The organism is Peribacillus loiseleuriae, assembly GCF_001183985.1.
In the GTDB taxonomy this organism is placed as follows: domain Bacteria; phylum Bacillota; class Bacilli; order Bacillales; family DSM-1321; genus Peribacillus; species Peribacillus loiseleuriae.
On sequence record NZ_LFZW01000001.1, the window covers coordinates 1,462,574 to 1,489,233 of the forward strand.

32 protein-coding genes and 1 pseudogene are annotated in these 26,660 nt (G+C 35.8%); 24 read left to right on the forward strand and 9 right to left on the reverse strand.

Features of this window, described 5'->3' with window-relative positions:
• The first annotated feature begins 5 nt into the window (after positions 1-5).
• The 8 genes from AC625_RS06680 to AC625_RS06720 all read left to right on the forward strand — a co-directional run bounded on the left by AC625_RS06680 (position 6) and on the right by AC625_RS06720 (position 6,295).
• The gene (locus tag AC625_RS06680; protein ID WP_049680579.1) at positions 6-257 is read left to right on the forward strand and encodes a hypothetical protein; all 252 of its coding nucleotides are present in this window, start codon (positions 6-8) and stop codon (positions 255-257) included.
• Positions 258-458: 201 nt separating this feature from the next.
• The gene (locus AC625_RS06685; protein WP_049680580.1) at positions 459-968 is read left to right on the forward strand and encodes a hypothetical protein; all 510 of its coding nucleotides are present in this window, start codon (positions 459-461) and stop codon (positions 966-968) included.
• Positions 968-3,472 carry a hypothetical protein gene (locus tag AC625_RS06690; RefSeq protein ID WP_049680581.1) on the forward strand — a complete coding sequence of 835 codons (2,505 nt, stop codon included), beginning with the start codon at positions 968-970 and terminating at the stop codon, positions 3,470-3,472. The genes AC625_RS06685 and AC625_RS06690 overlap by 1 nt, the downstream gene beginning before the upstream one ends.
• Position 3,473: 1 nt before the next feature.
• Entirely contained in the window at positions 3,474-3,659 is a 186-nt protein-coding gene (locus AC625_RS06695) for a hypothetical protein (protein ID WP_049680582.1), read from the forward strand.
• A 3-nt stretch (positions 3,660-3,662) separates the two neighbouring features.
• Positions 3,663-3,941, forward strand: coding sequence for a hypothetical protein (locus tag AC625_RS06700; RefSeq protein WP_049680583.1), 279 nt, complete (start codon positions 3,663-3,665; stop codon positions 3,939-3,941).
• Positions 3,942-4,564: 623 nt separating this feature from the next.
• Positions 4,565-4,963 (forward strand): hypothetical protein, encoded by a 399-nt coding sequence (locus AC625_RS06710; RefSeq protein WP_049680585.1) that lies wholly within the window; start codon positions 4,565-4,567, stop codon positions 4,961-4,963.
• 63 nt (positions 4,964-5,026) lie between these two features.
• Complete coding sequence (locus AC625_RS06715) at positions 5,027-5,419, forward strand: phage holin family protein (protein ID WP_049680586.1); 393 nt, start codon at positions 5,027-5,029, stop codon at positions 5,417-5,419.
• Positions 5,420-5,476: 57 nt separating this feature from the next.
• Positions 5,477-6,295: an N-acetylmuramoyl-L-alanine amidase family protein gene (locus tag AC625_RS06720; protein ID WP_053178021.1), complete on the forward strand. Its 819-nt coding sequence runs from the start codon at positions 5,477-5,479 to the stop codon at positions 6,293-6,295.
• Between the two features lie 219 nt (positions 6,296-6,514).
• Here AC625_RS06720 and AC625_RS06725 read toward each other — a convergent pair whose 3' ends face one another.
• On the reverse strand, positions 6,515-6,877 hold the full coding sequence (locus AC625_RS06725; protein ID WP_049680587.1) for a YhjD family protein: 363 nt from the start codon (positions 6,875-6,877) through the stop codon (positions 6,515-6,517).
• Positions 6,870-7,130 (reverse strand): YolD-like family protein, encoded by a 261-nt coding sequence (locus AC625_RS06730; RefSeq protein ID WP_049680588.1) that lies wholly within the window; start codon positions 7,128-7,130, stop codon positions 6,870-6,872. Before AC625_RS06730 ends, AC625_RS06725 begins: the two co-directional genes overlap by 8 nt.
• 104 nt (positions 7,131-7,234) lie before the next feature.
• Here AC625_RS06730 and AC625_RS06735 point away from each other — a divergent pair, with 104 nt between their 5' ends.
• The 5 genes from AC625_RS06735 to AC625_RS06755 all read left to right on the forward strand — a co-directional run bounded on the left by AC625_RS06735 (position 7,235) and on the right by AC625_RS06755 (position 9,958).
• Positions 7,235-7,459 (forward strand): hypothetical protein, encoded by a 225-nt coding sequence (locus tag AC625_RS06735; RefSeq protein WP_049680589.1) that lies wholly within the window; start codon positions 7,235-7,237, stop codon positions 7,457-7,459.
• The gene (locus tag AC625_RS06740) at positions 7,452-7,691 is read left to right on the forward strand and encodes a LexA family protein (protein ID WP_082190972.1); all 240 of its coding nucleotides are present in this window, start codon (positions 7,452-7,454) and stop codon (positions 7,689-7,691) included. The genes AC625_RS06735 and AC625_RS06740 overlap by 8 nt, the downstream gene beginning before the upstream one ends.
• 223 nt (positions 7,692-7,914) lie before the next feature.
• Positions 7,915-8,388 (forward strand): hypothetical protein, encoded by a 474-nt coding sequence (locus AC625_RS06745; protein WP_049680590.1) that lies wholly within the window; start codon positions 7,915-7,917, stop codon positions 8,386-8,388.
• Entirely contained in the window at positions 8,385-9,020 is a 636-nt protein-coding gene (locus AC625_RS06750) for a hypothetical protein (RefSeq protein ID WP_049680591.1), read from the forward strand. The genes AC625_RS06745 and AC625_RS06750 overlap by 4 nt, the downstream gene beginning before the upstream one ends.
• Before the next feature lie 2 nt (positions 9,021-9,022).
• A complete protein-coding gene (locus tag AC625_RS06755) occupies positions 9,023-9,958 on the forward strand; it encodes a hypothetical protein (protein WP_049680592.1) in 936 nt (311 codons plus the stop codon).
• Positions 9,959-10,020: 62 nt separating this feature from the next.
• On the opposite strand, the gene AC625_RS06760 is transcribed toward AC625_RS06755, so the two are convergent.
• Positions 10,021-10,230 carry a helix-turn-helix transcriptional regulator gene (locus AC625_RS06760; RefSeq protein ID WP_049680593.1) on the reverse strand — a complete coding sequence of 70 codons (210 nt, stop codon included), beginning with the start codon at positions 10,228-10,230 and terminating at the stop codon, positions 10,021-10,023.
• Positions 10,231-10,494: 264 nt separating this feature from the next.
• Here AC625_RS06760 and AC625_RS06765 point away from each other — a divergent pair, with 264 nt between their 5' ends.
• The 4 genes and pseudogenes from AC625_RS06765 to AC625_RS27610 all read left to right on the forward strand — a co-directional run.
• Positions 10,495-11,793 carry an FtsK/SpoIIIE domain-containing protein gene (locus AC625_RS06765; protein WP_049680594.1) on the forward strand — a complete coding sequence of 433 codons (1,299 nt, stop codon included), beginning with the start codon at positions 10,495-10,497 and terminating at the stop codon, positions 11,791-11,793.
• Positions 11,741-12,316, forward strand: a complete 576-nt coding sequence (locus AC625_RS25525; protein WP_180320071.1) for a replication-relaxation family protein — start codon at positions 11,741-11,743, stop codon at positions 12,314-12,316. Before AC625_RS06765 ends, AC625_RS25525 begins: the two co-directional genes overlap by 53 nt.
• Before the next feature lie 12 nt (positions 12,317-12,328).
• Positions 12,329-12,739 carry a hypothetical protein gene (locus AC625_RS06775; protein ID WP_049680595.1) on the forward strand — a complete coding sequence of 137 codons (411 nt, stop codon included), beginning with the start codon at positions 12,329-12,331 and terminating at the stop codon, positions 12,737-12,739.
• A gap of 133 nt (positions 12,740-12,872) precedes the next feature.
• Positions 12,873-13,052: pseudogene (locus tag AC625_RS27610) on the forward strand (methylated-DNA--[protein]-cysteine S-methyltransferase); the annotation flags it as partial.
• Here AC625_RS27610 and AC625_RS06785 read toward each other — a convergent pair.
• On the reverse strand, positions 13,043-13,456 hold the full coding sequence (locus AC625_RS06785; RefSeq protein WP_053178024.1) for a YkvA family protein: 414 nt from the start codon (positions 13,454-13,456) through the stop codon (positions 13,043-13,045). The pseudogene AC625_RS27610 and the gene AC625_RS06785 sit on opposite strands and share 10 nt — an antisense overlap.
• A gap of 377 nt (positions 13,457-13,833) precedes the next feature.
• Between AC625_RS06785 and AC625_RS06790 the strand changes: the two genes are divergently transcribed.
• Entirely contained in the window at positions 13,834-14,097 is a 264-nt protein-coding gene (locus tag AC625_RS06790) for an aspartyl-phosphate phosphatase Spo0E family protein (protein WP_049680596.1), read from the forward strand.
• 294 nt (positions 14,098-14,391) lie between these two features.
• On the opposite strand, the gene AC625_RS06795 is transcribed toward AC625_RS06790, so the two are convergent.
• Complete coding sequence (locus AC625_RS06795) at positions 14,392-15,120, reverse strand: ZIP family metal transporter (protein ID WP_049680597.1); 729 nt, start codon at positions 15,118-15,120, stop codon at positions 14,392-14,394.
• An 87-nt stretch (positions 15,121-15,207) separates the two neighbouring features.
• Positions 15,208-16,416: an MFS transporter gene (locus tag AC625_RS06800; RefSeq protein ID WP_049680598.1), complete on the reverse strand. Its 1,209-nt coding sequence runs from the start codon at positions 16,414-16,416 to the stop codon at positions 15,208-15,210.
• A gap of 280 nt (positions 16,417-16,696) precedes the next feature.
• On the opposite strand from AC625_RS06800, the gene AC625_RS06805 reads away from it, so the two are divergent.
• From AC625_RS06805 to AC625_RS06815, 3 genes are all read left to right on the forward strand, one after another.
• Complete coding sequence (locus AC625_RS06805; protein ID WP_049680599.1) at positions 16,697-17,134, forward strand: MarR family winged helix-turn-helix transcriptional regulator; 438 nt, start codon at positions 16,697-16,699, stop codon at positions 17,132-17,134.
• A gap of 299 nt (positions 17,135-17,433) precedes the next feature.
• Positions 17,434-19,128, forward strand: a complete 1,695-nt coding sequence (locus AC625_RS06810) for a M3 family oligoendopeptidase (RefSeq protein WP_049680600.1) — start codon at positions 17,434-17,436, stop codon at positions 19,126-19,128.
• A 381-nt stretch (positions 19,129-19,509) separates the two neighbouring features.
• On the forward strand, positions 19,510-20,556 hold the full coding sequence (locus AC625_RS06815) for a YkvI family membrane protein (RefSeq protein WP_049680601.1): 1,047 nt from the start codon (positions 19,510-19,512) through the stop codon (positions 20,554-20,556).
• Positions 20,557-20,587: 31 nt separating this feature from the next.
• On the opposite strand, the gene AC625_RS06820 is transcribed toward AC625_RS06815, so the two are convergent.
• Positions 20,588-21,340 carry a hypothetical protein gene (locus tag AC625_RS06820; protein ID WP_049680602.1) on the reverse strand — a complete coding sequence of 251 codons (753 nt, stop codon included), beginning with the start codon at positions 21,338-21,340 and terminating at the stop codon, positions 20,588-20,590.
• A gap of 455 nt (positions 21,341-21,795) precedes the next feature.
• Positions 21,796-21,972, reverse strand: coding sequence for a YkvS family protein (locus AC625_RS25530; RefSeq protein ID WP_082190976.1), 177 nt, complete (start codon positions 21,970-21,972; stop codon positions 21,796-21,798).
• 628 nt (positions 21,973-22,600) lie between these two features.
• On the opposite strand from AC625_RS25530, the gene AC625_RS06825 reads away from it, so the two are divergent.
• The gene (locus tag AC625_RS06825; RefSeq protein ID WP_049680603.1) at positions 22,601-22,795 is read left to right on the forward strand and encodes a hypothetical protein; all 195 of its coding nucleotides are present in this window, start codon (positions 22,601-22,603) and stop codon (positions 22,793-22,795) included.
• A 211-nt stretch (positions 22,796-23,006) separates the two neighbouring features.
• Here AC625_RS06825 and AC625_RS06830 read toward each other — a convergent pair whose 3' ends face one another.
• Positions 23,007-23,768 carry a thermonuclease family protein gene (locus tag AC625_RS06830; protein ID WP_049680604.1) on the reverse strand — a complete coding sequence of 254 codons (762 nt, stop codon included), beginning with the start codon at positions 23,766-23,768 and terminating at the stop codon, positions 23,007-23,009.
• Between the two features lie 638 nt (positions 23,769-24,406).
• Between AC625_RS06830 and AC625_RS06835 the strand changes: the two genes are divergently transcribed.
• Positions 24,407-24,673, forward strand: coding sequence for a phosphocarrier protein HPr (locus tag AC625_RS06835; protein WP_028393030.1), 267 nt, complete (start codon positions 24,407-24,409; stop codon positions 24,671-24,673).
• Positions 24,673-26,394: a phosphoenolpyruvate--protein phosphotransferase gene (gene ptsP / locus AC625_RS06840; protein WP_049680605.1), complete on the forward strand. Its 1,722-nt coding sequence runs from the start codon at positions 24,673-24,675 to the stop codon at positions 26,392-26,394. Before AC625_RS06835 ends, ptsP begins: the two co-directional genes overlap by 1 nt.
• Positions 26,395-26,660: the final 266 nt, after the last annotated feature.

Here is a 26,660-nt window from a genome sequence, read left to right on the forward strand (position 1 = left end):
ATGAAATGAAGTTTTATTTACAAGTACAAAAAGACGGTCTGATAACGGACGCGATTACGTATCCATACGGCAATTACATTGAATATGAGGTGGAACATTTGCCGCCCGGTGTGAATGGCGGTTGGTTCAAATTAGAAAATGGTGTGATTGTTGAATATCCCGAATTAAAACCTAAAACAGAATCAGAAGAAATCGCGGATCTAAAAAACCAAGTAGCAGATCTTTGGGAACTAATCTTATTCGGAGGTAATGCATAATGAATGAAATAAAATTAAGAGGTTACAAGTTCCTTATTGAAATGAACCGAATAACGAATGATGACGTGCCAGAACCATATAAAACAGCCATCTTGGACGAGCAAGTTATTACGGAATAGGAAGATTATATGCAGTAACCAAAACACCCAATGAGGTGTATTTTTTATGACCTTCTTTTCAAAAAAATAAAGAGGTGAGATCATGCCGAAAAGAGTAAAAGATTTACTATTTACTTATTTATATGGAGTAGAGGTGCCACTTCCTCAACATGAGGGGCAGGATGGAGAATTTGAAATCACGGGAGAAAATAATCCTTTACCAGTTAAATTGACAGGTGGGCAGAGCGTTACTCTTCAAGCTGGTGATATTACGCTTGGTGATCTACAATTTAAAATTCTCGATTTTACTTTCCACAATGCCGCAATAACCGTGGCTAATGGAAATGAATTTGAAGTGTTGGCATTCAAAGATATAACGATTGATATTTACGGAACATCAACAAATCGAACAATCTTATTTGAAGCAGCAGGACCTAGTGGAGTTTTCAAACCCATCCAAGGGGTCAAAAATGATGACTTCGCTATGGGTACGCAAACAAGTGGATCTAATGAATCTTGGAGTTTTTCCATTACAGGACAAAAGAAATTCCGTGTTCGTATATCAGCAATTAGTGGTGGGAATGTAACAATTAAAGGAACGGCGGTGGCATAATGGCAGATATAATCGCAAGAGGAATGGCAAAGAAAATAGACGATAAAGTAGAAGAAACTAATAGACAGTTGGCCGAAACTAACCGCCGAGATCAAGTCCTAACACAAGGTTTACAAGTCCTGCAATCTGACCAGAACGCACCACTCGATGTGCGTGTGGAAGGTTGTACGAGAGTTCCAATGCATAACACGGTACTTTCTCCTGGTAGCTATTACGTCCTTGCCGACAAACGAACGAAGCTGAAATGGGCAGATGCTACTATTACGACTGGTGTAGCGAAATTTACTGCAAAAGCAGAGCGTCCTACGATTATACGTGTGGCTAATTTTGAGTCTAAAATTTCGGGGAGTGCGGTGGAGAATCCGCATATTGCGAAAAGAGGACAAGGTTCAGCCCTTTTGACACCTTCTTCTGGTGCATTTGTTGAAGAAATAACGGGTTCTAATGGCTACGCTGATATACAATCATTAAACGGAATCACTAGGGCAATGAGCGCTGGTATAAAAGACAATATAGCTCAACAACTATTCTCCTTTGATATCATTCAAGAAATCGAACGCCAAATCGGACGTATCCCTAGATTGACGATTACTTATAAGGTGCAGTGGTTGAAAGATAATATCGCGAAGTTGTCTGCTAACTGGCATGGATTTGGTAGTAGTGTTGGTGGGAATAAGGCAACAGTAGCAATGTGGAGTAATGATGCAATGAAATGGTATGGGAACATTTCAAGCTCTTCTCCGAACATCACGAAAATAACAAGACCAGTGTCGACTCAAGCGGACATAAACGTAGTTATTAGTGTAGACGGTTTCGTCCACTTCCTAGCCTATGCTGAACCAGCAGGAGAAAGTAGTCCGGGTATGGTTGTCCCTTCGACGATATCAACCGATATGGTAGAGCTCGAAATCGAACTAAAACCCGAAGCTATTCTACACGACCCACGGGTACCTCTTTTCGAAGTTGATAAATCGGAGTACGACAAATTACTCGTGAATTATGATGAAAACACTGTTTTATCTCGTTATCCACGAGTTGAAGGTACGAAGCATTTGCAGGGCGTTTATGTAATGGCTGAAGGTGCGAATCTATTCCCGGCTTTTTATGAAGCTGATATTATTAGCGCCAGCGCAAGTGTTAAAGCACCGTATGAAGTAGAATTTACAAATCCATCTGCGAATCAAGAAATTAAGTTTATGAAACTTCCAACTATAAAGAATCAAGTTTACACATTTAAAGTTAATTCTATTTCTAATGGTGCAGTAAGAATTTATGTTCGGGATAAAAACGGAATTGAAATAACTAAAATCATTTTAACGGGTGAACAGTTTGTCACTTTCACAGCAACTAGCGAGATAACTGAGGTAACCTTCCGGGCGGTTGACTCCGGAATAAAATGTACCTTTAAAGATCCAATGCTCACACTAGGATCAACAGCCAAGCCACATGTCCCAAGAAATCCATCTTATCTTTTTGCTAACGTCAAGCTAGGACAAATTGGCGATAAAAAAGATATTTTAATGTACGATAATGGGGATTGGAAAGTCAGACGTGAAACAACACTTGACGTAATATTGGATGGGAGTTTGCCGTGGGCTTTTAGCGCGAATAAAACAGGATTCAAGGCGTTCGCATTTACTAATCCAACTAACATCATTGCGTCAAGTAATCAATTTAAACTGAGCAAGTATAATGGTTCAGTTCTTAATGGATTAATCGGTGACACAACATCATCGGATAACTCTTATACAGGGGCAAGTAGTTTAGTTATTACCGTTTCTAATACTGATACTGGATTTACAGAATCTGTGGCACCAACATCTGATGAAATCAAAGCCTACTTCAACGGCTGGCAAGTGAAGACTGTTGATGCTAATGGTAAGCCTACTGCATGGAAATCTATCGTAGACGGTTCGGATGCACCAACGCAGACTCTTGCTTATGTGAAGACGAATATGGCACCTAATTACACGCCTTATAAATTGTCGTATGTTTTAGCTACTCCTGTTACGGAAGTTGTAAATCACTTAGTCGAGGGTGATATTGCGGTTAATGGGCTGACTCAGATCGAGGTTGGTAGTGGGGTTATTGTGCGGGAGAAGGTTACGCCTGTAATAAATGGTGTTAATTATCTTTTGAATTATATTTCCATGCCTACAACACACTTTAAAAATACACCATTAAGAATTGTTGGATTGTATAAAAATGGTCAACGAGATACTAAATGGCTTATTGGTGTGGACTCATCTTACAAAAACAATATTCGAATATACATTCCACAAGCAGACTTCGATCCAGCATCAGAATACACAGTAACCTACATCGCTCTAGATAAAGAAAAATTAACCACGAATTCTGTTTCTGTTCCTGTTAGTTGGGCTGGATCACTGCCAAGTGCGGTTAAGGATATTGCGAATAAGCAGAGTGATATTGCTACCACGGTAAGTGTATATTCCAAGTTGATATACGATATGCTTGTTCGCATGAAAGCAGGTGGAATCTAATATGGAAGAATTACTACAACGTGTACTAGACGAATTAGGAAAAACACAAGATGAATTCGATAGAGAAGTTGAAAAACTAAGAGGCGAAACAGACCAAGCGAAGAAGTTAGAAACACTTAAGCAGCAACAAGAAGAAACCAGTACTCTACTACTAGAATTCATGGAACATATTGCAGGAGGTATGTAACAAATGGCTATACTATCTTTTATGACAACATCATACGCACAAAACGTGTACATCTATGGAGCCAGAAAATTTGATGGTGGAGTTCCTGTCGAGTATCACGCATCTGTTAAGGAACATGCAGCCACAAAGTATTATGATTGGCAGATTAAAGAAGCGTATGACAAAGCATACATTACTGAAGATGAATATGTGGAGACGATGAAGATTAAGAATCCTGATTGGGAACTTCCAAAACCGAAAGTTGAAACTCCGATAGTACCAGAGGAAGCACCTACTGAGTAAGGTGTATTTTTTACGCTCTCATTTTTATAAAATTATTTGATATACTATTTATTATTTTATAAAAGAAGTGAGAGTGTAAAATTTGAAGGCTTTGAACATATTATTTTATTCATTAACAGTAGGAATATTACTGTTTTTAACCATTGCTATATTACCTGAACTTGAGTTTATAAAGTCTCTAAAATTCAATGTATCAAAGTGGATTTGGATGATCATCGCCACTATTTTTATATTAATAGTTAAAGAAAAAATGTGGATTAAAGTAGTTTCATTAATCTTAGGTTTAGTTTTTTATATGTTAATTATTATTTTGTTTGTGTCTTAGTTGGTGGAAACTGTCTAGTAGTTTCACGAAAAAATAAGCAAGGAAAAACCCGGTCAATTAATTGTCCGGGTTATTTAAATCGTCTATATATTACGGAATCGGAATATATGGACACGATGTGAATTGAGGAATCATCTATTAGTCAATAATTCTCAATAAAATAGTGCATTTACAGGAGTAATTATTACTAATAGGATGAAGTTGTTGTGGCATAACAAAGCGATGGTTAAATTCTTACCCATTGTTGAAAATTATAGTAATCTCCTTCATAATATAATGAGGTTTGGAGGAGTTTGAATTGTTCGCAAACATTTTTCAACTTTCTGCTGGTATTCTGTTAGGGATTGCCAGTTTTATTGTTACAGACACATTTCAATTTCCTGTTTTCGGAAAACAGTTACCAGGATCATTAGAGCGATATAAGCAAACTTGGTTATTACGGATTGGTTTAATTTTATTAGTTATAGGCTATATATTTCCGATTTTAGATTTGGATTCCTTTTATATCGAGGATTATTTTGAAAGAATCATATTTAGTTTTGTATCGGTAACTACCCTTGTAATCAATGGGTATATTATTGGATCTTTATTTGCTGAAAAAAATCACAAAAATGCTCCTGTAGTTGGTGACGTTGAATTAATAAAACCAGGAATGGTGGCTTTAGATTTTAGCGAAGAAAAGAATGAAAAACAATAAATGTTTTGTTTAGTAAGAGTCCTTTTCTAGGGCTCTTTTTATTTTGAGAAAAAGAGGTGAAACATGGAGAAAGCTATTTTTTCAACAGCGTTTGGTTTTTTATCATGGTTAATTGGGGGATGGTCGCTTTTGTTGACTGTCCTTTTAATTTTGAATTTTTTAGACTTCATAACTGGAATGGCTGCATCCTGGGGGGATATCAATAGTAAACGGGGCTTTCAAGGCATCATCAAGAAAGGGCTCATGTGGGTTTGGATTGTCATTGCTAACCTTATCTATTTAATCTTAGGCGAACAAGGCTTAGAAGCAGGACAAGTTATTCCTGATGCAGTGACAGTAATGTTCATATTAAACGAAATTGTGTCGCTTAGCGAAAATAGTGCCCGATTAGGTGTGGATATGCCTGAACCAATTAAAAAGGCTTTAGCAATATTTCAAAAGAGGGAAGGAAAATAAGCTGTCCACACGGATGGCTTTTTTAATGCATACAAATAAAAATATGAGGTGATAAAGATGAAAAAAATTAAAATTGATTCAGGCCACGGTGGAAAAGATTCGGGTGCAGTTGGAAATGGATTGCTAGAGAAAAATCTCACTCTGGATATCTCAAAAGAAATGAAAAAGTATCTTGATGAAAATTATACAGGGCATGAAACGACTCTTACAAGGACAACAGATATCTTCATAGAACTATCAGAACGCGCCAACATTGCAAATAGAGACGGTTCAGATGTATTTATCTCCAATCACGTGAATGCTGGTGGTGGTACTGGATATGAGTCTTATATATACACAAAGCCAAGTTCAGGTTCAGTGAAATTACAAGAGAGTGTTAATGCTGAAGCTCTTGCTACTGCTAAAAAGTACGGATTAGGTGCTCATGGTATAGACAACAAACAAGGAAATTTAGCTGTTGTTCGTCAAACTAATATGCCTGCAGTATTAACTGAAATTGCTTATATTGACTCAAAAGATGCTGAATTGCTAAAGAATAATAATTTCATCAAGGATATGGCTGCTGCATACGCGAGAGGAGTCGCAAAATATTTGAGTTTGCCAGTTAAGAAAATGCCAGTACCAATGGAGGAATCAAAAGTGGTAGAACGAGATATTAACAAAGTAAGTCCTTGGGCTGAAAAGAATTGGGAAGAGGCTGTAGCAAATGGTTACTTTGATGGAACAAGACCTGGGGCAACAATAACGAGGGAAGAAGCTGCGGTTGTTATTAATCGTCTACGAAGTAATTTTTTAAAGTTAATTGGCAATAATACAAATGATATAAAGGCGCTTGAAGCAAGGCTACAGGAGATTGAAAAAGAAGATAAAAAATAAAAAATCTTACTCAATTAATGTTTGTTTCTTTGTAGAATGGGGTAAATAATAAATACCCCTGTGATCCATATGCTTAAGCCCTTCTCTTAATTGAGAGGGGTGAATTTTTTGTGTATAAAGCTAATATAGTTGGTAATCATAATAACGTGCCTGTCAGTACACGCAAGAACGAAACAAAAATAAGACAAACAAGGAGCCCTTCTCTTAATCGAGAGGGGCTTATCCTGTTGAATCTTTCTGCAAATATAACCTTAACAATTCCTCAGTTCTATTCCTCAATCGCGGATTGAAATAATTATGATGTTCTTCGACGCCTTTGTATATAAATGAGTACATCGTGAAATCAGCATCTCTTTTAATTTCTGCTAGTTTAATTTTTTCCTTATGTAAATGGTCCTCGGCATTTTTTAAATCTTTCCGTACAGTCACAATTGCATTCTCAACTATATCCACATAGGGTGATTTTATTTTAAAAGATCCTTGTTCAATCAAAACTTTATCTCGTTCCAGTATTTTAAGCAGCATTGGTAAATACAAAGCTGTTTCTATAATTTCTCTGTCATTCTCAGGAATCCTAGTCATGGTTATACCTTTCTACAGCTACTACACAATCGAGTTCAATCTTAATGTCCCCGCTTAGTAAATCCAGTATTAAATACTTCATTTGCCTATCTACTTTGCTAACAATACCTATATTATTGACTAGTTTATCAGCCTTCCAATAGGTAATACGAACGGGCAAAGTGTAGTTGAGGGATTCCATTACTGCAATACCGATTTGTTTATATACTTGCTCCTCTAACACCGTCTTCTTTAAAATTTCATTTCTTATCAAATAATCATCTCCTTTTTTATTATTATATACAAACAAATGTTCGAAAACAACTTGAAAACAAACGAACGTTCGTATAAAATGATGGTAATAAAGGAGTTGGTAAAATGTTGGGATTATTCATTGCGTCACTAGAAAAGCAAATACCTGTAGAAATTATGTATATGAATAACAAGGGAGTCGTTACAGATCGTCTAATTATCGTAAAGGGGATAGATGAGAAGTTCATTCGTGCTTATTGTCTTAAGAAAAGGCAACCAAGATTATTTATAAAATCCAACATTTTATCAGCTGCTAAACCACGGATAAGAAAAGGAGTAAATCATGCTTAATAATCTTACAACTAGACAACAGAGTATATTTGACACAATCAAAAATCATCTTTCAAATAAAGGATATCCACCTTCAATTAGAGATATCGGAAAAGAAGTGGGCTTGAAATCATCTAGCACAGTCTCAGGTCATTTAGTTAAGCTAAGGGACAAAGGGCTAATTGATTGGGAGGAAGGGAAACCGAGGACGCTACATGTAATAAGTAAAGAGGATAATGAAGTCCTTGTTTAAATAGATAATTTGCATAAAAAGAGCCCTTCTCTTAGTTGAGAGGGGCAACGTATATCTGTTAATATAAAATAAAGAATTCAGAAAAAAGGATAAATAAGTTTGTTGTAGAATAAATTAATTTAGCAAATTAGGTTTAAAATAAATCATTGGGGTAGTATACTTTACAAGTTGGAATAGGCATTTTTTTAAGTAATATACTATAGATTTTTAGAGGAGTTTTTTTATGGATGAATATGGAAAAATATTCCGTAAGTATTCTAATGATAAACTGAATATTTGCATGGAATCCTATAATCCAGATGTAGAAAAATATCATGAAGTTATATTAAGAATGAAAGCCAAAAGTTATAAACAAGTAATCATTAATTCAGAACTAATGATAGAAATACTAAATGCGGTTATTATGAACGAAGGGTACATATTAGGTATAAACTTCACAGATAATACAGACGAAAATTTAAAAATAGATGTAAAAAATTTCGTGTTAAAAATTAGAAAAGATCGTTTGCAATTTATAAATTTAAAGGAACTCTTAAAATGGGCTCTAGATAATAACTCTATAGATATTTTTAATATTGAATTATATTATAACAAAATCCATTATACTGTTTATTCAAACGGATTGATAATGGGTAATAAATTGAATTTAATTTTCGAAGATATTATTGAGAAAGTTTTAGATAATTACTTATCATGACAGAATTAAAAAAAGATATACAAAAAGAATTTAAAAATTATTTGAAAAATCTGATAGTTCTTATTTTCACAGTAATTCCTCTCTATTTTGAAATATCACTTGCAGAAAAGTTCATTAATTCACAAAATGATAAACTCCTATGGTTTATGGATTTGGGTATTTATAATTTTATTTTTTCAATAATTGCATCTACATTCATGTATTTTTATTCTTCTTTAAAAACAACAATTGAAATTAAATTGTTTTATACTGAAGATAAACTTAAAAATGTAAAGATAAAACATAATGAAAACAAACAAATAATATTAGAAATTACAGCTAAAGGTAAAAGGAAAAACATTCCTGGTGAAATGGTGTTAAATTATCCTGATTGGTTAGATATGCAAATAAAGGGCCGACCTTATTTGACCTCACTAGATGAGCAGAATCAATATGTTTTAGATTTGCAAAAAATGTTCAATCAACAAAAAGAAATCAATCAAACCAAGGAAATAGCTATTGATTTAATTGGTAATGGCAACCCTGAAGAAAAAAATTCAATTGAGATTATCCCTGAGTTAACAAAGGGAAATAGAAATCCTCTAAGAAGAGTTAAATTTCAAGGATTGAAAATAGAAATAAAGGGGAATTGAGCATGTCTTTATCTAGGTGGTCAGATAATACAGAAAAATCTATGGAAGAAATAATATCAAATATGCTGAATTACGAAGAATGGAACATATCAGTTACAGATCCATTAACTGATGAAGATTTACGTTACAATATTACGAAGGCTTTTGAAAATAATAAAGTAATAGAGTTAAATGGCGCAGAAATTAATTACAATATAATAAATTATGAATATGAAAGAGTTAGAACGGGAGAAGAATCCAATGAAATGCGTTCCTCCAGAATACACTCAATAGCAGGTTACATAATTGTTTATTCTGATAATGTAAGAACGCAATATATTACTAATAAACCTAATAATGACACTACAAAAACTGTTTTAAGGAAAATAAATAATTATACTAGTCAAGGAGAAATTAAAAGTAACCCCTTTCAAATAACTGAGGATTTCTTTATCTGGATGATTTCTAAAGTGTTAAACTCTACTAATGAGTCTATCGATGAGTCCTCACATCTAGTTATAAAAAAGATTGTTGGGTTCAAGGGGTCATCACATGATCAGTTGGCCGAAGTAATTGGATCCGGAAACCGAATTATGAATGCACTAAGTACCCTTGCATTTCTTTTTGAAAACGAAGAAGTCACATATGTAAAGCCTGTTATAGAGTATAAAAGTCATACGATAGAGCTTTTTTTAAAGCTAAGTGGATCTATTGACATAAATTTTGAAAATTACTTAGGGGACTATTTTATGGACCCACCCGAAGAATTAACTGCAAAAGTGGTTTTAATGGTTGCGCTAGAATCTATTCCGAATATTATAGATAGTTATGGTAATGATATCGCTAATGAAAATTGGTCGATTAACCAAAAAATTGAATTAATCAAGGGTATTGGAGAGAGTATACAGGCTAAAGTTAATGAAAAAGTAAGTCGATTGTCAAATACAGGAGATTTTTAAGGAAATTCGTAAATGTGTAGTGTAAAAGCCCTTCTCTAATCGAGATGGGCTTATTTCCCCTTTTAAAACTCCTTCGCGTCCACAAGATATCCCCATAATTCTTCTACACTCTTATTCAAAGTACGGCCAATCTTTAAAGCTACAGGTAAAGTAGGCACTGATTTTCCCCTTACAATTAAACTGAAAGTTCCTTGTGAGATACCTGCCTTTTTAGCAATAAACCCCTGTTTAATTCCGTTTTCTTTTAAGATCATTTGTAATTTCGTCTCCATATCATCACCTGTATTTAATGTTCAACAAAAAAACTGTTTGTCCTTTAAAAATAATTGTTTTAGGACAAACATCACCCTTAATATACATTTATCAATACAGAAACAGCTTCACAATACTATTCGTCTTACATATTCATTCTCAAATACACCTAGCGAACATGTAAGTGAATCTTACAAGTTTAGTCATATCAACAGATTGAACACTTCTTTTAGAATTCGTTTACGGTGAAGCTATTTATTATAAATAATAAACGAGGTGAAGAAATGCTGTTTGAAATTCTCTCTACTTCTGTTGCTGCTGGATTGGTTGGAATGAGCTATTTGAAAACATCACAATTGGATGATGGAGAAAAGATTAAGAAGATTGCTTTTAATTGTGGCCTCTACGTGAAAGAGGGGAAGGAGATCAAAGCTATGCAATTGTATAGAAAGAAAAAGCGCGATTGGGGAATGGAATACATTTACCGAATACCACTAGGCTTATCTCTCGCTGATTTTAAGAAGAGAACTGAACATCTAAGGGATGGGCTAAACAACAGGAAGAATCCTATTGATTTGCAAGCATTTTTACAAATTGATTTCAAAGAAAATCTTTTACAGCAAATAAAGCAAATCTTTAAGTATCGTTATGTATCTGATAAGGATATTGAGCTTAGTTATGACGGTATGCTTCATATCAAGGTACTGGATCGACACATGCCTAACCAAATATATTTCGAAGAAGCTATGCTTGGTCAATGTATCGACTGGGAAATTCCTTTGGGAGAATCAAGATATGGTTTTCTACATCATGACATGGAGCGTGGCCATATCACACTAGCTGGGGCAACCAGGAAGGGGAAAACCGTTTTTCTTAAGCTCCTTATCACTTCGTTGATAAACCAAAACCCAGATAACACAAAGCTCACTCTAATTGATTTAAAAGGAGGTCTTGCCTTCTCAAGATTCAAGAATGCGAAGCAAGTAGAAATGGTTGCTACGGACTTAGATAGCGCCTTGGTTGCTTTGAAGCAGGTAAAAAAGGAAATGGAGCAGATGAAAGGATGGTTCGATAAAAATGGATGCGAAGACATTAAAGAAGCTGGGATTGATCTTAGACATTTCATTATTGTTGATGAAGCAGCACAAATCTCGCCAAACATCCTCACAGGGAAAGAAGAAAAGGAAAAAGCGCGGCAATGTGAAGAAGCGCTCTCGGAAATAGCTCGTATTGGAGCAGGGCTAGGATATCGCCTCATTTACTGCAGCCAATACCCTACGGCAGACGTTATGAACAAACAGATCAAACAGAATTGTGATACGGTCATTACTTATAAATTGCGTGATGCAGTTGCTTCACGAGTGGTCCTTGATGAGTCCGGAGCTGAATCATTACCAGTTCCAGGGCGGGCCATTTATAAGACACCAGATGGTGTACAGATCATACAGACTCCATTTATTGAAAATAAAACAATCGAGAAAATCATTAAACCTCATATCGTTATCAAAGCTAGGAAGGAGGATGCCATCATTGAAGAACCAACAACGCATCGAGGAAATACTTTTGAGCTTGAAGAAATGTGATTACTTATCAAGAGAGCAGTTACAGAAAATGCACAATCTTGGTCAAACTCGAAACGCTCAGCGATTATTAAGTAGCATGGAAGAATATATTTCTCATTTTACTGAGGACCGGAAGAAAATTTATTATCTTAATGCAATTGGCCGCGAAGTGGTGCAATCCGAAAAAGTTCGGAAGAAAACAGCGATGATCCATCACTATCTAATGCGAAATGATCTATATATTCATATGAACCGTCCGTCATCCTGGAAGAATGAAATCAAAATATCGATCCCGGATACCAAACTATCTATAGTTGCAGATTCCGCATTCATCTCCAATAAAATACACCACTTTGTCGAAGTCGATTATCAACAATCCATGAAGAAGAATGTTGATAAGATAAATAGATATAAAAAACTGTCCACAATTAATTCACAGTTTGCTCTGATATGGGTGACGAAAACTCCTTATAGAAAAAAGAAACTTGAATCACTGTGTACCGGACTAAAAGGAAAGGTTTACTTATGGGAAGATATTAAATAAGGGGGCTTCATGATGAAAACACAAAGTATGTCAATTAGTGAATTTATGTCCGGCTCATATAAGAAGGAGAAAAAGAATTTCATATCTTTAAGAGCAGCTGCTACGATATCAGTGCCTTTCCTACTATCTCCTTTGCGTGCCTTTGCGTCAGGACCTGAAGCTATTACAGTAGGGGCTACACAGTATATCGGGGAAAAGACTTTAGAAACAATTGCGCACGCTTTGGATCCACTAGTAGATTTAATGGTAGCTTTAAGTTTTCCGGTTTGTTCTGTCATTATAGTTGGAGCTTGTTTCTTCTTCATGCTTGGAAAAAGCGATAGAGCTTGGAGTAGCATTCAGAACGCCGGTTTGGGTTATGTACTAATTCAAATCATGCCTCTTTTATTGAATGTGTTAAAAGAAGTTGGGGGTGCAATTTAACTTATTGGGGGTGGATTGGGGGCGGAATTCATCATTATTGAATAAAAAGTTTCAGAATACATCCTATGAACGTTCTGAAAACCCTCACGCTGTCAAGGTTTGTTCTAATAAAATTAGAACCTTCCTATTAAGCCCTGCTACCGTTAGAGCGGTTGGTCAAGCAAGCCGCGCGAATCCTTTCCCGTTCATTATACCTTGCCATCGAGTAGTCGGAAAAAACGGAACATTAACAGGATACGCCGGCAGTCGGATACATATTAAAGAATTATTGCTTAAAGGAGAACAAATTGGTCAAAGGGCCTTTCAATACTGATTATTCAATTGCTCTCCTTTTTGTTTCCATAGTTTAAAGGCTTCTATATCATGTTCAATTTGTTTAAAAGCAAAAGTAAGGACCGCTACATCATCGAGCAAACCGAACCCAAATATAAAGTCTGGCATGAGATCAATAGGTGAGACGAAATAGGCAATCGCAGCGAATATGATGAGTAAAGAACGGGTTGGAATTTGCCGATAATCACCGGAAATCCACGCTTTTATCATTTGAAACAGCGTTTGAAGGTTGGTCCAAACACCTTTAAGCGTTGTTTTATTTTTTTTTGCTTTAATACCTGCTACCCCTAATAATTTACTAGCATCTTCCTTATTGGTTGTATAATGTTGAGCATCTTTTTTAAATAGTGAAATGCTTTTTTTGAATAGTCTTTGTCGGATCATATTTCTGCCCCCCATTTACTTTACTGTACCTAATCTACCCAATTTGAACAAAATTGAAGCGCAAATACTGTATAAATGCTTTGCTTTTTTTTTGTAAAGGTAGTTCAAAATGTTTAGAGGGAATTTTTTCTGAAAAAAACCACTTATCTGTGCCTGAGATCCTTTCTAGGGCACTGATTCCGGTACTCCCGTAATCATTGTATACTCTTTGATTCACTAAAATTGAGTTTCTTATCTTTCTCAACACTGTTTGAATACGAATGTAAAAATTTAAAAGGTTTTGTCTATTTTTGCGAATCTATTTACATAGGATGGAAAATTTGTAATAATCCATTAGTATTCAACTTTTAACTTGGCAGGAGGAAGCTGAAGTAATCATGAAACCCAGTTCAGTAAAAATGTTTAATCAAATTCAAGAAAAGAGAATGGAAATGCTACAATTAGCAGAAATGTACGGAATGACAGATGAACTTACGATACGTTCTAGTCAAGAGCTTGATGTGCTAATAAATGAATATAGTATTGTGCAAGACAGCCCTGTTTTTGAATCAAAGCTTAAAGTGAACAATATGATTATTATTGTTCAACAACCATTCTCTTACCAGAACCAATCTCAGCAAACCGTTGTAAGCTCTACATAATCAAAAAACTTCGCAAGCTCAATCATCGAATAGTGTCAGATTAATAGAACGACCATTCAAATCATCTAAGAAACGACCTCCACCCAGATTTCTATATCAAAAATAGATGTAAAATCTTAGATAAACAACGAAGATAATTAAAAAAGGCTGTTCTCAGAATTTATCTATCCTGTAAAAACAGCTTTTAAAAAAGAAACATCATAACGATACAGCGTGTAACCTCATCCCGATTCGTTCCGTAACCATCAAATGAGACGTGAACCCTTTTCAAATCGCAAAAGACATCAATTTCATCTACATATTAAGAAGAAGAATCATAAATAAAAGTCCAACAATAAAGGAATAAGTCGACGTTCGCTCGTTCCCATCTCCATGGCTTTCTGGTATTAATTCTTTATAGACGATGAATAACATGGCTCCGGCAGCAAAGGCCAAGCCATATGGAACAAGAAAACCAATATAAGAGGTGAGGTAGAAGCCAAGCAGTGCAGTGACAATCTCAATCGCACCAGTCAAGGTAGCTATAATAAATGCTTTTAGTTTACTAATTTGTTGATTGACTAAGAATAGTGCAACAAGAAGACCTTCTGGAGCATTTTGCAAACCAATTGCAAAGGCAATAAGATTGCCAGTTCCTTCAGTATCAGAGGCATAACTTACACCAACTGAAAGACCTTCTGGAATATTGTGCAATGTAATAGCTGTAATAATCAATAAGGCTTTTTCATCAAATTCGATTCCTTTTTTTGTATGACCGAGATCAATATGGGGAATGTTTTTCTCCAATAATGTTAAAATTAACACCCCAAAAAAAACCCCGACGACAAGCGGAATATATCCGCCTGTCTCTAAAGATTCTGGAATTAGACTCAGCAAGGATGCGGCCATCATGATCCCTGCTGTAAACGCTAATAAGTTATCGCGAAGTCGGTGTGTTAATGTATCACGCATGAACAGGATAAGTAATGCTCCTACTCCAGTAGACATGGCAGATAGAATGCTGCCTAGTAGTACTTCACTCATAATTAACTCCTTTGCTTTAGTAAAAAACTTCTGTTGAAAATATTCTCTCTACCATTTCGCACGTTCAATCTTTTTTTATGGAATACGCTATTTTTGTTGTGTATTATTAGGTAGCCATATTCCAAGCAAACCAAGAATTGGCAAGAATCCGGCCAATTTTATAGTAGTTCCAATACTAATCAAATCTGCTAAGTACCCAAAAGCAACTGAGCCAATTGCCCCCATACCAAAGGCGAATCCAACCGTTAAACCTGCCATAGTTCCTACCTTGCCTGGGAATAGTTCCTGAGCATAGATAACGGTTACTGAAAAACTAGTCATTATGATAAATCCGGCAAGCAAAAGTAGGAAAATGGATACATATGCAGGGACAAACGGTAGAAGAATTGTCAGTGGTGCGCTTCCAGCTACTGAAAACAGGATAATATTTTTTCTACCATACTTGTCGGCAAGAGGTCCGCCGAAAAAGGTTCCAAGTGCACCAGCTGCTAAAAATGCAAAAATGAAAATTTGTGAAGATCGTATGGAAAATAAATAATCGTTTATCAGGTAAAATGCATAGAAATTTGTCATACATGATATGTACCACGAACGTGCGAAAATGATAAATAAAACAATTCCAAGTGCAGCTAATACTTTTCGATGTATCTTACCTGCATCTTTATGCGCTTTTTTCTTAGGAAGAGGAAAATCAACTAATCTTGATTTGTACCAACTAGCAATATAGATGAGGATAAGAACTGCACAAAATGCAACAGGGACAAACCAGAGGGCACCTCGCTGTCCGAAAGGGAGAAAGATCAATGCGGAAATGAGTGGTGCAAGTGCCTGACCCGCATTTCCACCTACTTGATAAATGGATTGTGCAAGCCCTCTTTTCGGACCTCCAGCCATAAAAGCCACTCTTGATCCTTCTGGATGAAAGATCGCAGACCCAATTCCGATTAAGATTACTGAAAAAATAATCATCCCATATGTAGGTGAAAGAGCAAGCATAGTAATACCAATAAGTGTACTCGTTAAACCAATAGGCAAAGCGAAAGGAAGCGGTTTTTTATCAGCATACCAACCAATTGCAGGTTGCATTAAGGATGCGACGATATTAAGAGCAAAGGCAATCAATCCAAGCTGTGTATAGTTTAAATGCATGGACTTTTCCAGAGTTGGAAACATGGCTGGTACGACAGCCTGAAGCGAGTCATTTAATAAATGGCAAAACCCCATAAGAACCAAAACCCAATAAGCTGTTGTGGTATTAGGTAATTGTTTGTCGACCTTGAGAGAAATTGAGGTCATGATACCACTTCCTTATCAAGTAATTTATATATATCAAAGTTCCTTCATTCTATTTATACAGTAAGTAGAACGAGGATTTCTATTCTGTTTATACTTTTCTGAGTAAATCGTTTGGCAAGATGGAATAAATTTTCGCATTGATATAAATTTTAGTATAGCAAACTTAATTTGGAAACAGTTAAATTAAACTTAATATGAAAAATTGACAAAAGCAATTTTATTTTTTATAATAGCCTTAATTCGAGATATTTAAATTTTATATAATAAGGTTGTGAATAAAATGGAGAATAATAGCGTACAGCAGTCACTCAAGCTGTTCATTGTTTTATCCAGAGCACATCGCTCCATCAATGATGTTGTTAATAAATATATTGCTGCACAAGGTTTAAATCCAACTGAATTTGCGGTCTTAGAACTGTTATATCATAAAGGAGAACAGCCTTTACAGCAAATTGGCGGGAAAATACTGCTTGCTAGTGGTAGTATTACTTATGTAGTAGACAAGCTTGAGAAGAAGCAATACTTAGAGCGTGTCGCCTGTAAAGAGGATCGAAGAGTTATTTATGCAAGGATAACTGAAGAAGGAAAAACATTTATTGAAAAGGTGTTTCCAGAACACGAGAAACAGATTGATGAAATCATGAATATTCTTAAGCCAGAAGAGAAACAAACTGCTATTGAGTTCATAAAAAAAATTGGCTATAAAGCGTACGAATGAAAAGTCTACGCTAAAAGGTATTATGAAACTATGGTTTCACACGAGTAAGCACGAAATCGGTTTAACACCCATTTTATTTTACATACTCAATGGCAAAATAGCATATGGCTGCTTGCTGTTCATCCATCAAAAGGTTGAACGGCTTTTTTTGTAAAACAAGAATAATGATATACCCTTATTGAACACCCTTTTTAGAAAAAATAAAGCAAAAAAGAAGGAGTTTTCATTAAGTATCGAGAAAATTAAGTAAGTTATAGGTAGTGAAATTAACCCATATTTTAGCAAAGGGAAGTGTTTTTTTGACATTTGAACAATATGAGTATATTCGTCCTAATTTAGAAGAAGTGAAGCTGAAATTCACAAGTCTTTTGGAGAAGTTTGAGGCAGCTGAAAGTGTGCATGGACAAAAAGAAGCGATTGACGAAATTAATCGCTTAAGAAATAACGTAGGAACAATGTTAACGATTTGTTCCATTCGCCATTCGATTGATACAAATGATGAATTTTATAAATCAGAGAATGAATATCTTGATGAATTATCACCAGAAATTGAAGATTTAGTATCTCAATATTATGAAAAACTTGTGAAAACTAAATACCGTAAAGAACTCGAAGCAGAATACGGTTCTCAGTTGTTTGCCCTAGCGGAAGCACAATTGAAAACTTTCTCGCAAGAAATCATCCCTTTATTGCAAAAGGAAAATAAGTTATCAAGCGAGTATACGCAATTACTGGCTGCTGCCAAAATTGATTTTGAAGGGGAAGAACGAACACTTGCTCAGCTACAGCCATTTACTGAATCGAAAGATCGAGAAATTAGGAAAAATGCAAGCGAAGCGATATTTCGTTACTTTGAAGAAAATGAAAAGAAACTAGATGAGATTTACGACCAGCTCGTTAAAGTTCGTCACGAAGTCGCAGTAAAGCTTGGATATAAGAATTTTGTTGAACTTGGCTATTATCGAATGGCTAGAACGGATTATAATGCCGAAATGGTTGCTAATTTCCGCAAACAAGTTGAAGAATATATCGTTCCGCTCGTAAGTAAGTTGAAAGAACGTCAAAAGCAAAGAATTAATGTGGATGAGCTGAAATTTTATGATGAAGGATTTGAATTTCAAACAGGAAATGCCGAACCTAAAGGGGGGCCAGCTTGGATTGTAGAGAACGGAAAGAAGATGTATAGTGAGTTATCTACTGAGACGGCTGAATTCTTTAATTACATGCAAGATAATGGATTAATGGATCTTGTAGCTAAAAAAGGAAAAGCTGGTGGCGGATATTGCACAATGATTGAAGATTATCGTGCACCTTTTATTTTCTCGAACTTTAACGGTACATCAGGTGATATTGACGTGCTTACTCATGAAGCCGGACATGCTTTCCAAGTGTATAGTAGCAGAAACGCAAAGCTCCCTGAGTATTACTGGCCAACATATGAGGCATGTGAAATTCATTCAATGAGCATGGAGTTCCTTACTTGGCCATGGATGGAGCTGTTTTTTAAAGAGGATACTGACAAGTACAAATTCTCGCATATGGCTAGCGCACTCACTTTCTTGCCATATGGGGTGACTGTGGATGAATTCCAGCATTTCGTATATGAAAATCCCGAAGCAACGCCAAGCGAAAGAAAGGAAGCATGGCGTGACATTGAGAAAAAATATTTACCACATCGTAATTACGATGGTGTGGAATTTCTAGAAAATGGCGGCTATTGGCAGCGTCAAGGTCATATTTTCAATTCTCCGTTTTATTATATTGACTACACGTTAGCGCAAATATGTGCCTTCCAATTCTGGAAACGATCAAGGGAAGATCAGGAGAAAGCATGGGATGATTATTTAAGTCTTTGTAAGCTTGGTGGTAGCCAATCGTTTCTCGGGCTTGTGGAATCTGCACATTTAGATTCACCGTTTACTGACGGCACCGTCAAAAATGTTGTCTGTGTGATCGACGAGTGGTTGACATCGATAGATGATACAAAACTTTAAAAAAGATAAAATAATAAGGAATTTAGTTCTTATCCCAGTTTAACAGGCTGTAATATCCCTACCTCAATTTTTATGAGAGAAACTGAAAAAATGGTTGGGTATGAAAAAACATTGATGGACGTTTTACTTTATTTAAAGACAAAAGAGGGTGTTCCAAAAGTGTCTAACCCAGCCCACACCATACGGTTTATCGTGTTACTTACACTTCATTTAAACTGCGCAGTAGTTGCGGAGTCTGACTTTTAACTTACGGTACATCCTCTTTTTGTTTCAAAAATCACGAGAAAACAGCCAATATTTATACACTAGGAAATTACTTGAGCTATTGCTTGTCTTAATTCCCTCAACCTAACATATATATGGTAATGGGGAGGGGAGCGGATGCTTTCAAGATGGACAGGTGCATTTCAAATCGCAGCGGTTTATGTGGGAACAGTTGTTGGAGCGGGGTTTGCCACAGGAAGGGAAATCGCTGAATTCTTCACTCAATATGGCATGTATGGTTTTTTTGGAGTATTGATAGCCGGATATATTTTTATTTTCACTGGTACGAAAATCATGTTGTTATCTTCTCGAGCGGCTGTTTCGACATACGAAGAATTCAATCAGCTTTTATTTGGGAAAAAAATTGCTGTGTTCGTCAATTTGTTATTTATGATCATGTTAATTGGGGTTACAGCTGTTATGATTTCTGGTGCAGGAGCAATTTTTGAAGAACAGCTTGGTTTTTCAAAGAATGTTGGCGTTGCAGTGACGATATTGTTTACATCTATCGTACTGATGAGAGGAATGAAAGGGTTGTTTGCAGTCAATTCCTTTGTTGTCCCAATGATGATTTTTTTTAGTGTAATGTTATGTATCCTTACAATTAAGGGTGGTGGGTTTGTATCCGCTTTTACAGCGACTCCAGAAGGACGGAAAACCTTAGATATCGTTATGTCACCATTTGCTTATACGGCCTTTAATCTGTCCCTTTCTCTAGCTGTGCTAGTCCCAGTAGCTTATGAAATTCGTGAGGAAAAGGTATTGAAGCGAGGCGCGATGCTTGGTGGTTTCTTTTTGACCGTTATTTTGCTGTCAGGGCATTTTTCGCTTGTTATGTTGCCCGATTTAATGAACTATTCGATTCCATCAGCAGAATTAATGAAAAATGCAGCAGCACATCTGCATTGGCTATTCATATTAGTCATCTATGGTGAAATCTTTACCTCAGTCATTGGCAATATATTTGGTCTGCAAAAGCAAATTCAAACTTATATAAAAATACCTGGTTTTACAGTAATTGTCATGATATGTCTTCTATCTGCTCTGATAGGGAAGTTTGAATATGGACAATTATTGGGATATTTGTACCCGCTGTTTGGGTACATTACTCTAATTTTTCTAGTGCTGGTATGGTTTAGAAATCCCGTAATAAAAAAGCCATGAAATAGGTAGGTACCTATTTCATGGCTTTGCTTTAGTTTTTCATTATTGATTTACCCATTTGAATGAAGGCATCTCTGTAATCATGATCTTTATTAGTAAAAATCGTTATTCTAGATTGGTTCTTTTCGTCTTGGAAAAGAACAGAAGTGACGATGTCGTCTCCATTTACTGCTTCATAAACGACTGCATGGTCAAGAGAATATTGGGAAGCGTCAATTGATGTGACCGTTTCTGAAATGGCATTCAATTGTGTTTTGACATTTGCTTCGATTTCATCCCAATTCACATTAGTAGGGAAGTGCTCAATCCGCATGTAAACTTCATCTTGTTCAGTTAAATACAGGACATCCTTATTAGGTTCTTCTGCAGTTAGCTCAAATTCAGGCAGCACATACAAACTGAATGGCTGATTATCGCTCTTTTTTAGGAACGCCGTTTCTTCTTTTTCTTTACCATTGACTTTGAATTTCAACGGTTGTTCAGGAATTCGGACTGTTTCGCCTTTATCCTCGGTTGTTGAAGTTTCAGTAGCTCCATCTACTTTAGTTGGCTCGTCTGTAGATGGATCGGCATTATCAGTAGAGTCAGTGTTTACGGTGCTGTCTTTGTTTGCCTCACTGCTATTCTCATTGGTATCAGAAGTATTTCCAGTGATTTCTGTACTGACGTCTGTATTTTCTAGTTTTGGTTCCTTGGCATTATCGTCATTATTGCCAGTACCACAACCACTTAGTACAAAAGCAGAAACTGTAAGTCCAGCTAGTACTAATTTCCATTTGTTCATTGGAATAATCCCCTTTCCTGTGTGAGTTTCCCGCTTCCTAAAGAATAAAAAGCAATTTCAATATACCATAAATTGTGTAGAAATGCTTTTACAATGTTAGACGAATCGATTAAAAAAAGGTTACGAATTCTATATAATCTGTTGTAAAAGAGGAGAGGATGCCACAAAAGCTAAGGGCCAGATCCCGCAACAACTAAATACAGTACAAGTTTCGTGTATGAAACACTACATACTGATTTAGAGTGCGAGGTCAGACCCTTATGAGACACCCTCGATTTTAAGTACGCTAAATATAGGTGTTGTATGAATTGGAGATTTACAGGCAGTTTATCCCCCACCAATTTTTTCTTGATTTTCTCAAAAAAATGAGGTGGGAGTATTACAGCCTAGTAAACCAGGGTAAATAATTATCGAACACTTTCCAAGCTTTAATATGTAGCGTGCTCAATAAACATCTATTTAATGATTTTATAATTTTTATGATTGACTACCGTTTTCTGTTCCAAATCAAAATCTCTGTAATTAGCCATATAAGTAACATCTACAATTACTGAATTTTCGTTAACCTTTTCTACGATTCCTTGCAAGCCATCTCGGAATTCAATAATATTACCTATTTCTGCTTTTTTCATAGCTATCAACCATCCTTTTCATCTCATAATTGTCTTTTTGTTTGAAGGAAAAGGGAACGAAGTTTTGTTAACTTAAACCAGTTACCAATTAAACTGTAAGTTAAACTAGATTTCGAGTGAACATCTATAAAATTGCTGCTCCGTCCCCTTATTAGAGTTGTTTTCCCGCTCCATAAAGACATTCTTCAAACTAGATTGTAGCGTTTAACGCCGTGTTGTTTCTTAATTTAGAAACAATAGAGGGATTATTCAGTGATTTAAAGATATTCCTGTTATCAGGTAAATAAATCCATAGAGCGCTTTCAATGTATTTTTCAATAACTCTACAAAACTTTTCATAAATTCCTTTATGATTACGAGTATATTAAAAAAGTAAAATGCTGAATAGTTTACTATACAGTTTGCACTACTTTTTCCCATACGTAAAGAATTTGTTTACAATTATTGATATATTGGTCAGTTTTTTGGGATTAAGTATTGCTCTTAAAAAAATAGACGCAGATATCCAGGTGATTATAAAAGAGCTTCACTCCTTTGCAGCATAATTGAAAAATTGCATAATGCGCAATGATCACGTATTATAGTACTGGATTTTGGAATTAATTATGAAACGTGTGGAGGTATTGGATTGGAGAAAGAAGAAGTAGAGACGCTGTTGAATCAGCTTGCAAACCGGGAGATTGATGAATGTACCATTACGAAGGAGCATTTTTTGTCTTTCCAACTTGTTCTTGTCAACAGGGAAGATTTCAAACGCTTTCGTGGTATAGCAAAACATGGTGGAGAAGTCACTTATCAATACATGGACGAACCAAGAAGTTAAACTTTTACATAAGCCTGTCTAGCTATGCGTTTTCCTTGCGTAAATAAAGACAGGCATTTTTTATTAGATTTAGGTATTTTTTGTTCAGATTTTACTCCGTTTAAATCCATCATCATTTATTGCTTCCGAAATTTCTTTAGCCTTTAATAAGGTGGTTCAAAGGAAACTCGAAATGATTCTTCGCGGTTCTATCTCAAGTATTAGGATGTTGTTACCTTTTAGCGTTTCGAAAGCCAGCCTTAAGTGCATCCTTTTCCGTACAAAACAACATTTCAGGTTTCGTCTGCTCATAATGCTGTCCACCTTTCACATGATATATTTTTTCACCTTTCGAGTTAATATTTCCCTTAATTTCAGGATTTGTACAAGCAATAGGACTTTCGTTTTCTTTCTGTTTTTTTTCAGCAAAACCTGTACTTGTTGCATAATTTTCGATGGACCAAATACCAATTTCATTTAGTTGAGCTTTTTCTTGGATATCGCGGAATTCATCGATGTATTTCGTATTTGGGGCAAATACATAAGCAACCCTAGCATATCCTTTTTCAAGTAAAAGTTGATTCACCATTTTTTCATTTGTATATAGATATGCAAGTAGTCTGCCGTATTTGTCCCGTTCATTCGTACCAAGCTCTATTTCGACGTCTGTGCCAACCGGTAATAGCTTTTTAACAAAGTCGCTCGCTTCAATCGCAAACGGTTGGACTGGTTTTGTAGGATGTACGCTCTCTGGCGTATCAACGAGTAAAAGCCTTACTGTTTCTTCTTTACTGTTATCCAGTTTGATTTTTATTGTATCGCCGTCCACGACCCGAACAATGGAAGCTGGGATAGTAGAAGTTTTTACCTCAGCTAAATCGGTTTTATGGGGGTGATTGCTTTCGTTAGTATTCTGGCTATTTGAACATCCTATAAGTGTCATACAGCATATAAAAGCAAAGATCATTAATATTTGATTAGTGTAAAATTTCATGTTAACCTCCGGAGTAATGTTGTAAAAAGGAAAAAAAGCAGATGGATTTTTGGATTGCAAGCCATAAGAAAAATTTCCAAAATAAGAATAGTATTGGCTACTTTGAAAAATGGACCATGCAAATATGTATATTACAGTGAGGAAAGTAAAAAATACAATTAAATAGAATTGAAAAAATGGTGAATGCCATATTTACGCATGAATGATTTTGGTTGTTTTTGATCGATTTTACTTAAAAAGGTACCATTTTTTTATAAATTAATTCCTGATTATGTAAGCGATGTCTTCCGCTGTGGTGAAGGGTTTCTTTCCATTCAAAATAATTAGGTATTTACATAAAAGAATAAATTAACATTGAATAATAGTTGCTTTTATAAAGGATTTCTTGTAGGATTTTCCTTGAAAAAGCAAGGTGAAATCATTGTCTGATATCATTAGGAATGCTATTCTTAATTATGAGTGGAACATGAGATATTTTACATGAGATATATGGGAATACTTTCAATTCCATTTGCATACTTTTTTGCTTTTTAACATGATATAACCAACATTGGGTAAAATGACAGTAGTTATTGCGTCATTTAATGTGGTTATATGTTAAGATTATTTATATTATTGGAAAAGGGAGATTGATTTTAATGCAACAAAAAACATTTAAAGTAATAGCAGATACTGGAATTCATGCACGTCCTGCAACATTGTTAGTTCAAGCTTCAGGTAAATTCGATTCGGAGATTAATCTTGAATATAATGGCAAGAAAGTAAATCTTAAATCAATCATGGGAGTTATGTCACTTGGAGTTGGCAAAGATGCTGAAATTACGATCTCTGCTGAAGGAAGCGACGAGAAAGACGCACTTAACACATTAGAAGAAACATTGAAAAAAGAGGGATTAGCTGAATAATGTCAACTTTATTATCCGGCATTGCCGCTTCTAACGGGATTGCGATTGCGAAGGCATATCGGTTAATTGAACCTGAATTAAAGGTTGAAAAGAAGTCGATTGAAAATGTTGCTGAAGAATCAGCTCGTTTTAAAGCAGCGGTAGATATGTCGAAATCAGAATTACAAAATATCCGGGAAAAAGCAGCTGAAGATTTAGGTGAAGATAAAGCTGCGATTTTTGATGCTCATTTGTTAGTAATATCTGACCCAGAACTATTAGGTCCGATTGAAGACAAAATTAAATCCGAAAATATTAATGCTGAATTTGCCTTAAAGGAAACAGCGGATATGTTTATCTTGATGTTTGAGCAAATGGATAATGAATACATGAGAGAGCGTGCAGCAGATATTCGTGACGTTACGAAAAGGCTTCTTGCGCATCTTTTGGGTGTTCAAATTCCGAATCCAAGCATGATTGCAGAAGAAGTGATCGTGATTTCTGAAGATTTAACGCCTTCAGACACAGCGCAATTAAATCGCCAATTTGTAAAAGGTTTTACGACAGATATCGGCGGTCGAACGTCACATTCTGCGATTATGGCTCGTTCTATGGAAATTCCTGCAGTTGTTGGTACTAAGGAAGCTACGAAAACGATTCAGAACGGCGATATCGTGATTGTAGATGGATTAAATGGACAAGTACATATTAATCCAACCCCTGAAGTTATTAAACAGTATGAGAAAGAAGCACAAGCTTATGAAGCGCAAAAAGCGGAATGGGCAAAGCTTGTTAATGAGCAAACGATTTCCAAAGACGGCCACCATGTTGAACTGGTTGCAAACATTGGTACACCTAAAGACCTTGTAGGCGTGATTAATAATGGTGGAGAAGGTGTCGGTCTCTATCGTACCGAATTTCTTTACATGGGCCGAGAGCAGTTGCCAACAGAAGAAGAGCAGTTTGAGGCGTATAAAGCTGTATTAGAAGGCCTAAAAGGAAAACCTGTGGTCGTTCGTACTCTTGATATTGGTGGAGACAAAGAGCTACCGTATCTTAATTTGCCAAAAGAAATGAACCCATTCCTAGGATACCGAGCGATTCGCTTATGCCTGGATCAACAGGAAATCTTCCGTACCCAGCTTCGTGCATTATTGCGCGCAAGCCAGTACGGAGATTTGAAAATTATGTTTCCGATGATTGCTACCCTTGGTGAGTTCCGTCAAGCAAAAGCGATTTTGGAAGAAGAAAAACAACAACTTCTTGCGAAGGGTGTTACTGTGGCTGAAGGTATCGAAGTCGGAATTATGGTAGAAATACCTTCCACTGCTGTTATGGCTGATACATTTGCAAAAGAAGTTGATTTCTTTAGTATTGGAACAAATGATCTTATCCAATACACAATGGCTGCGGATCGAATGAATGAACGAGTTTCATACTTATATCAACCATACAACCCGGCTATTTTACGTTTAGTAAAAATGGTCATTGATGCCGCTCATAAAGAAGGCAAATGGGCTGGTATGTGTGGAGAAATGGCTGGTGACGAAACAGCAATCCCTGTATTGCTCGGTCTAGGTCTCGATGAATTTTCAATGAGTGCCACTTCAATCTTGAGAGCACGTTCGTTAATCAGCAAACTCTCAAAAGAAGAAATGGAAGCATTGGCGATATCTGTCTTGGATCTCGAAACAAATGAAGATGTACAAGCTGCTGTTGAAGCAGCTGTTTCAAAAGCGTAATTAAAAAAGAGGATGTCTCAAATTAAAGGTCTAACCTCACACACTATACACCGTTTATTATGTTATGTTCACGTCTTAAACGAAATATAGTAGATGTGGGGTCTGACTCTTTTGTTTTGGGCCAGCCTCTTTTTTTTGATAAGAATTATAATTACGTTGTTAAGGGACATTCGAAAAACATTCTTATGTTCGGATTTGCTACAACTTGTCTTTATTAACTAGCAAAAGGTTTTCCACTTTAGATCCGCTAAGCTATAATGATAGTG

Coding starts and splice junctions, on each gene's coding strand:
- AC625_RS06680 (WP_049680579.1), top strand. CDS start 6: ATGAAGTTTTATTTACAAGTACAAAAAGACGGTCTGATAACGGACGCG.
- AC625_RS06685 (WP_049680580.1), top strand. CDS start 459: ATGCCGAAAAGAGTAAAAGATTTACTATTTACTTATTTATATGGAGTA.
- AC625_RS06690 (WP_049680581.1), top strand. CDS start 968: ATGGCAGATATAATCGCAAGAGGAATGGCAAAGAAAATAGACGATAAA.
- AC625_RS06695 (WP_049680582.1), top strand. CDS start 3,474: ATGGAAGAATTACTACAACGTGTACTAGACGAATTAGGAAAAACACAA.
- AC625_RS06700 (WP_049680583.1), top strand. CDS start 3,663: ATGGCTATACTATCTTTTATGACAACATCATACGCACAAAACGTGTAC.
- AC625_RS06715 (WP_049680586.1), top strand. CDS start 5,027: ATGGAGAAAGCTATTTTTTCAACAGCGTTTGGTTTTTTATCATGGTTA.
- AC625_RS06720 (WP_053178021.1), top strand. CDS start 5,477: ATGAAAAAAATTAAAATTGATTCAGGCCACGGTGGAAAAGATTCGGGT.
- AC625_RS06725 (WP_049680587.1), bottom strand. CDS start 6,877: ATGACTAGGATTCCTGAGAATGACAGAGAAATTATAGAAACAGCTTTG.
- AC625_RS06735 (WP_049680589.1), top strand. CDS start 7,235: ATGTTGGGATTATTCATTGCGTCACTAGAAAAGCAAATACCTGTAGAA.
- AC625_RS06740 (WP_082190972.1), top strand. CDS start 7,452: ATGCTTAATAATCTTACAACTAGACAACAGAGTATATTTGACACAATC.
- AC625_RS06745 (WP_049680590.1), top strand. CDS start 7,915: ATGGATGAATATGGAAAAATATTCCGTAAGTATTCTAATGATAAACTG.
- AC625_RS06750 (WP_049680591.1), top strand. CDS start 8,385: ATGACAGAATTAAAAAAAGATATACAAAAAGAATTTAAAAATTATTTG.
- AC625_RS06755 (WP_049680592.1), top strand. CDS start 9,023: ATGTCTTTATCTAGGTGGTCAGATAATACAGAAAAATCTATGGAAGAA.
- AC625_RS06760 (WP_049680593.1), bottom strand. CDS start 10,230: ATGGAGACGAAATTACAAATGATCTTAAAAGAAAACGGAATTAAACAG.
- AC625_RS06765 (WP_049680594.1), top strand. CDS start 10,495: ATGCTGTTTGAAATTCTCTCTACTTCTGTTGCTGCTGGATTGGTTGGA.
- AC625_RS06775 (WP_049680595.1), top strand. CDS start 12,329: ATGAAAACACAAAGTATGTCAATTAGTGAATTTATGTCCGGCTCATAT.
- AC625_RS06785 (WP_053178024.1), bottom strand. CDS start 13,456: ATGATCCGACAAAGACTATTCAAAAAAAGCATTTCACTATTTAAAAAA.
- AC625_RS06790 (WP_049680596.1), top strand. CDS start 13,834: ATGAAACCCAGTTCAGTAAAAATGTTTAATCAAATTCAAGAAAAGAGA.
- AC625_RS06795 (WP_049680597.1), bottom strand. CDS start 15,120: ATGAGTGAAGTACTACTAGGCAGCATTCTATCTGCCATGTCTACTGGA.
- AC625_RS06800 (WP_049680598.1), bottom strand. CDS start 16,416: ATGACCTCAATTTCTCTCAAGGTCGACAAACAATTACCTAATACCACA.
- AC625_RS06805 (WP_049680599.1), top strand. CDS start 16,697: ATGGAGAATAATAGCGTACAGCAGTCACTCAAGCTGTTCATTGTTTTA.
- AC625_RS06815 (WP_049680601.1), top strand. CDS start 19,510: ATGCTTTCAAGATGGACAGGTGCATTTCAAATCGCAGCGGTTTATGTG.
- AC625_RS06820 (WP_049680602.1), bottom strand. CDS start 21,340: ATGAACAAATGGAAATTAGTACTAGCTGGACTTACAGTTTCTGCTTTT.
- AC625_RS25530 (WP_082190976.1), bottom strand. CDS start 21,972: ATGAAAAAAGCAGAAATAGGTAATATTATTGAATTCCGAGATGGCTTG.
- AC625_RS06830 (WP_049680604.1), bottom strand. CDS start 23,768: ATGAAATTTTACACTAATCAAATATTAATGATCTTTGCTTTTATATGC.
- AC625_RS06835 (WP_028393030.1), top strand. CDS start 24,407: ATGCAACAAAAAACATTTAAAGTAATAGCAGATACTGGAATTCATGCA.
- ptsP (WP_049680605.1), top strand. CDS start 24,673: ATGTCAACTTTATTATCCGGCATTGCCGCTTCTAACGGGATTGCGATT.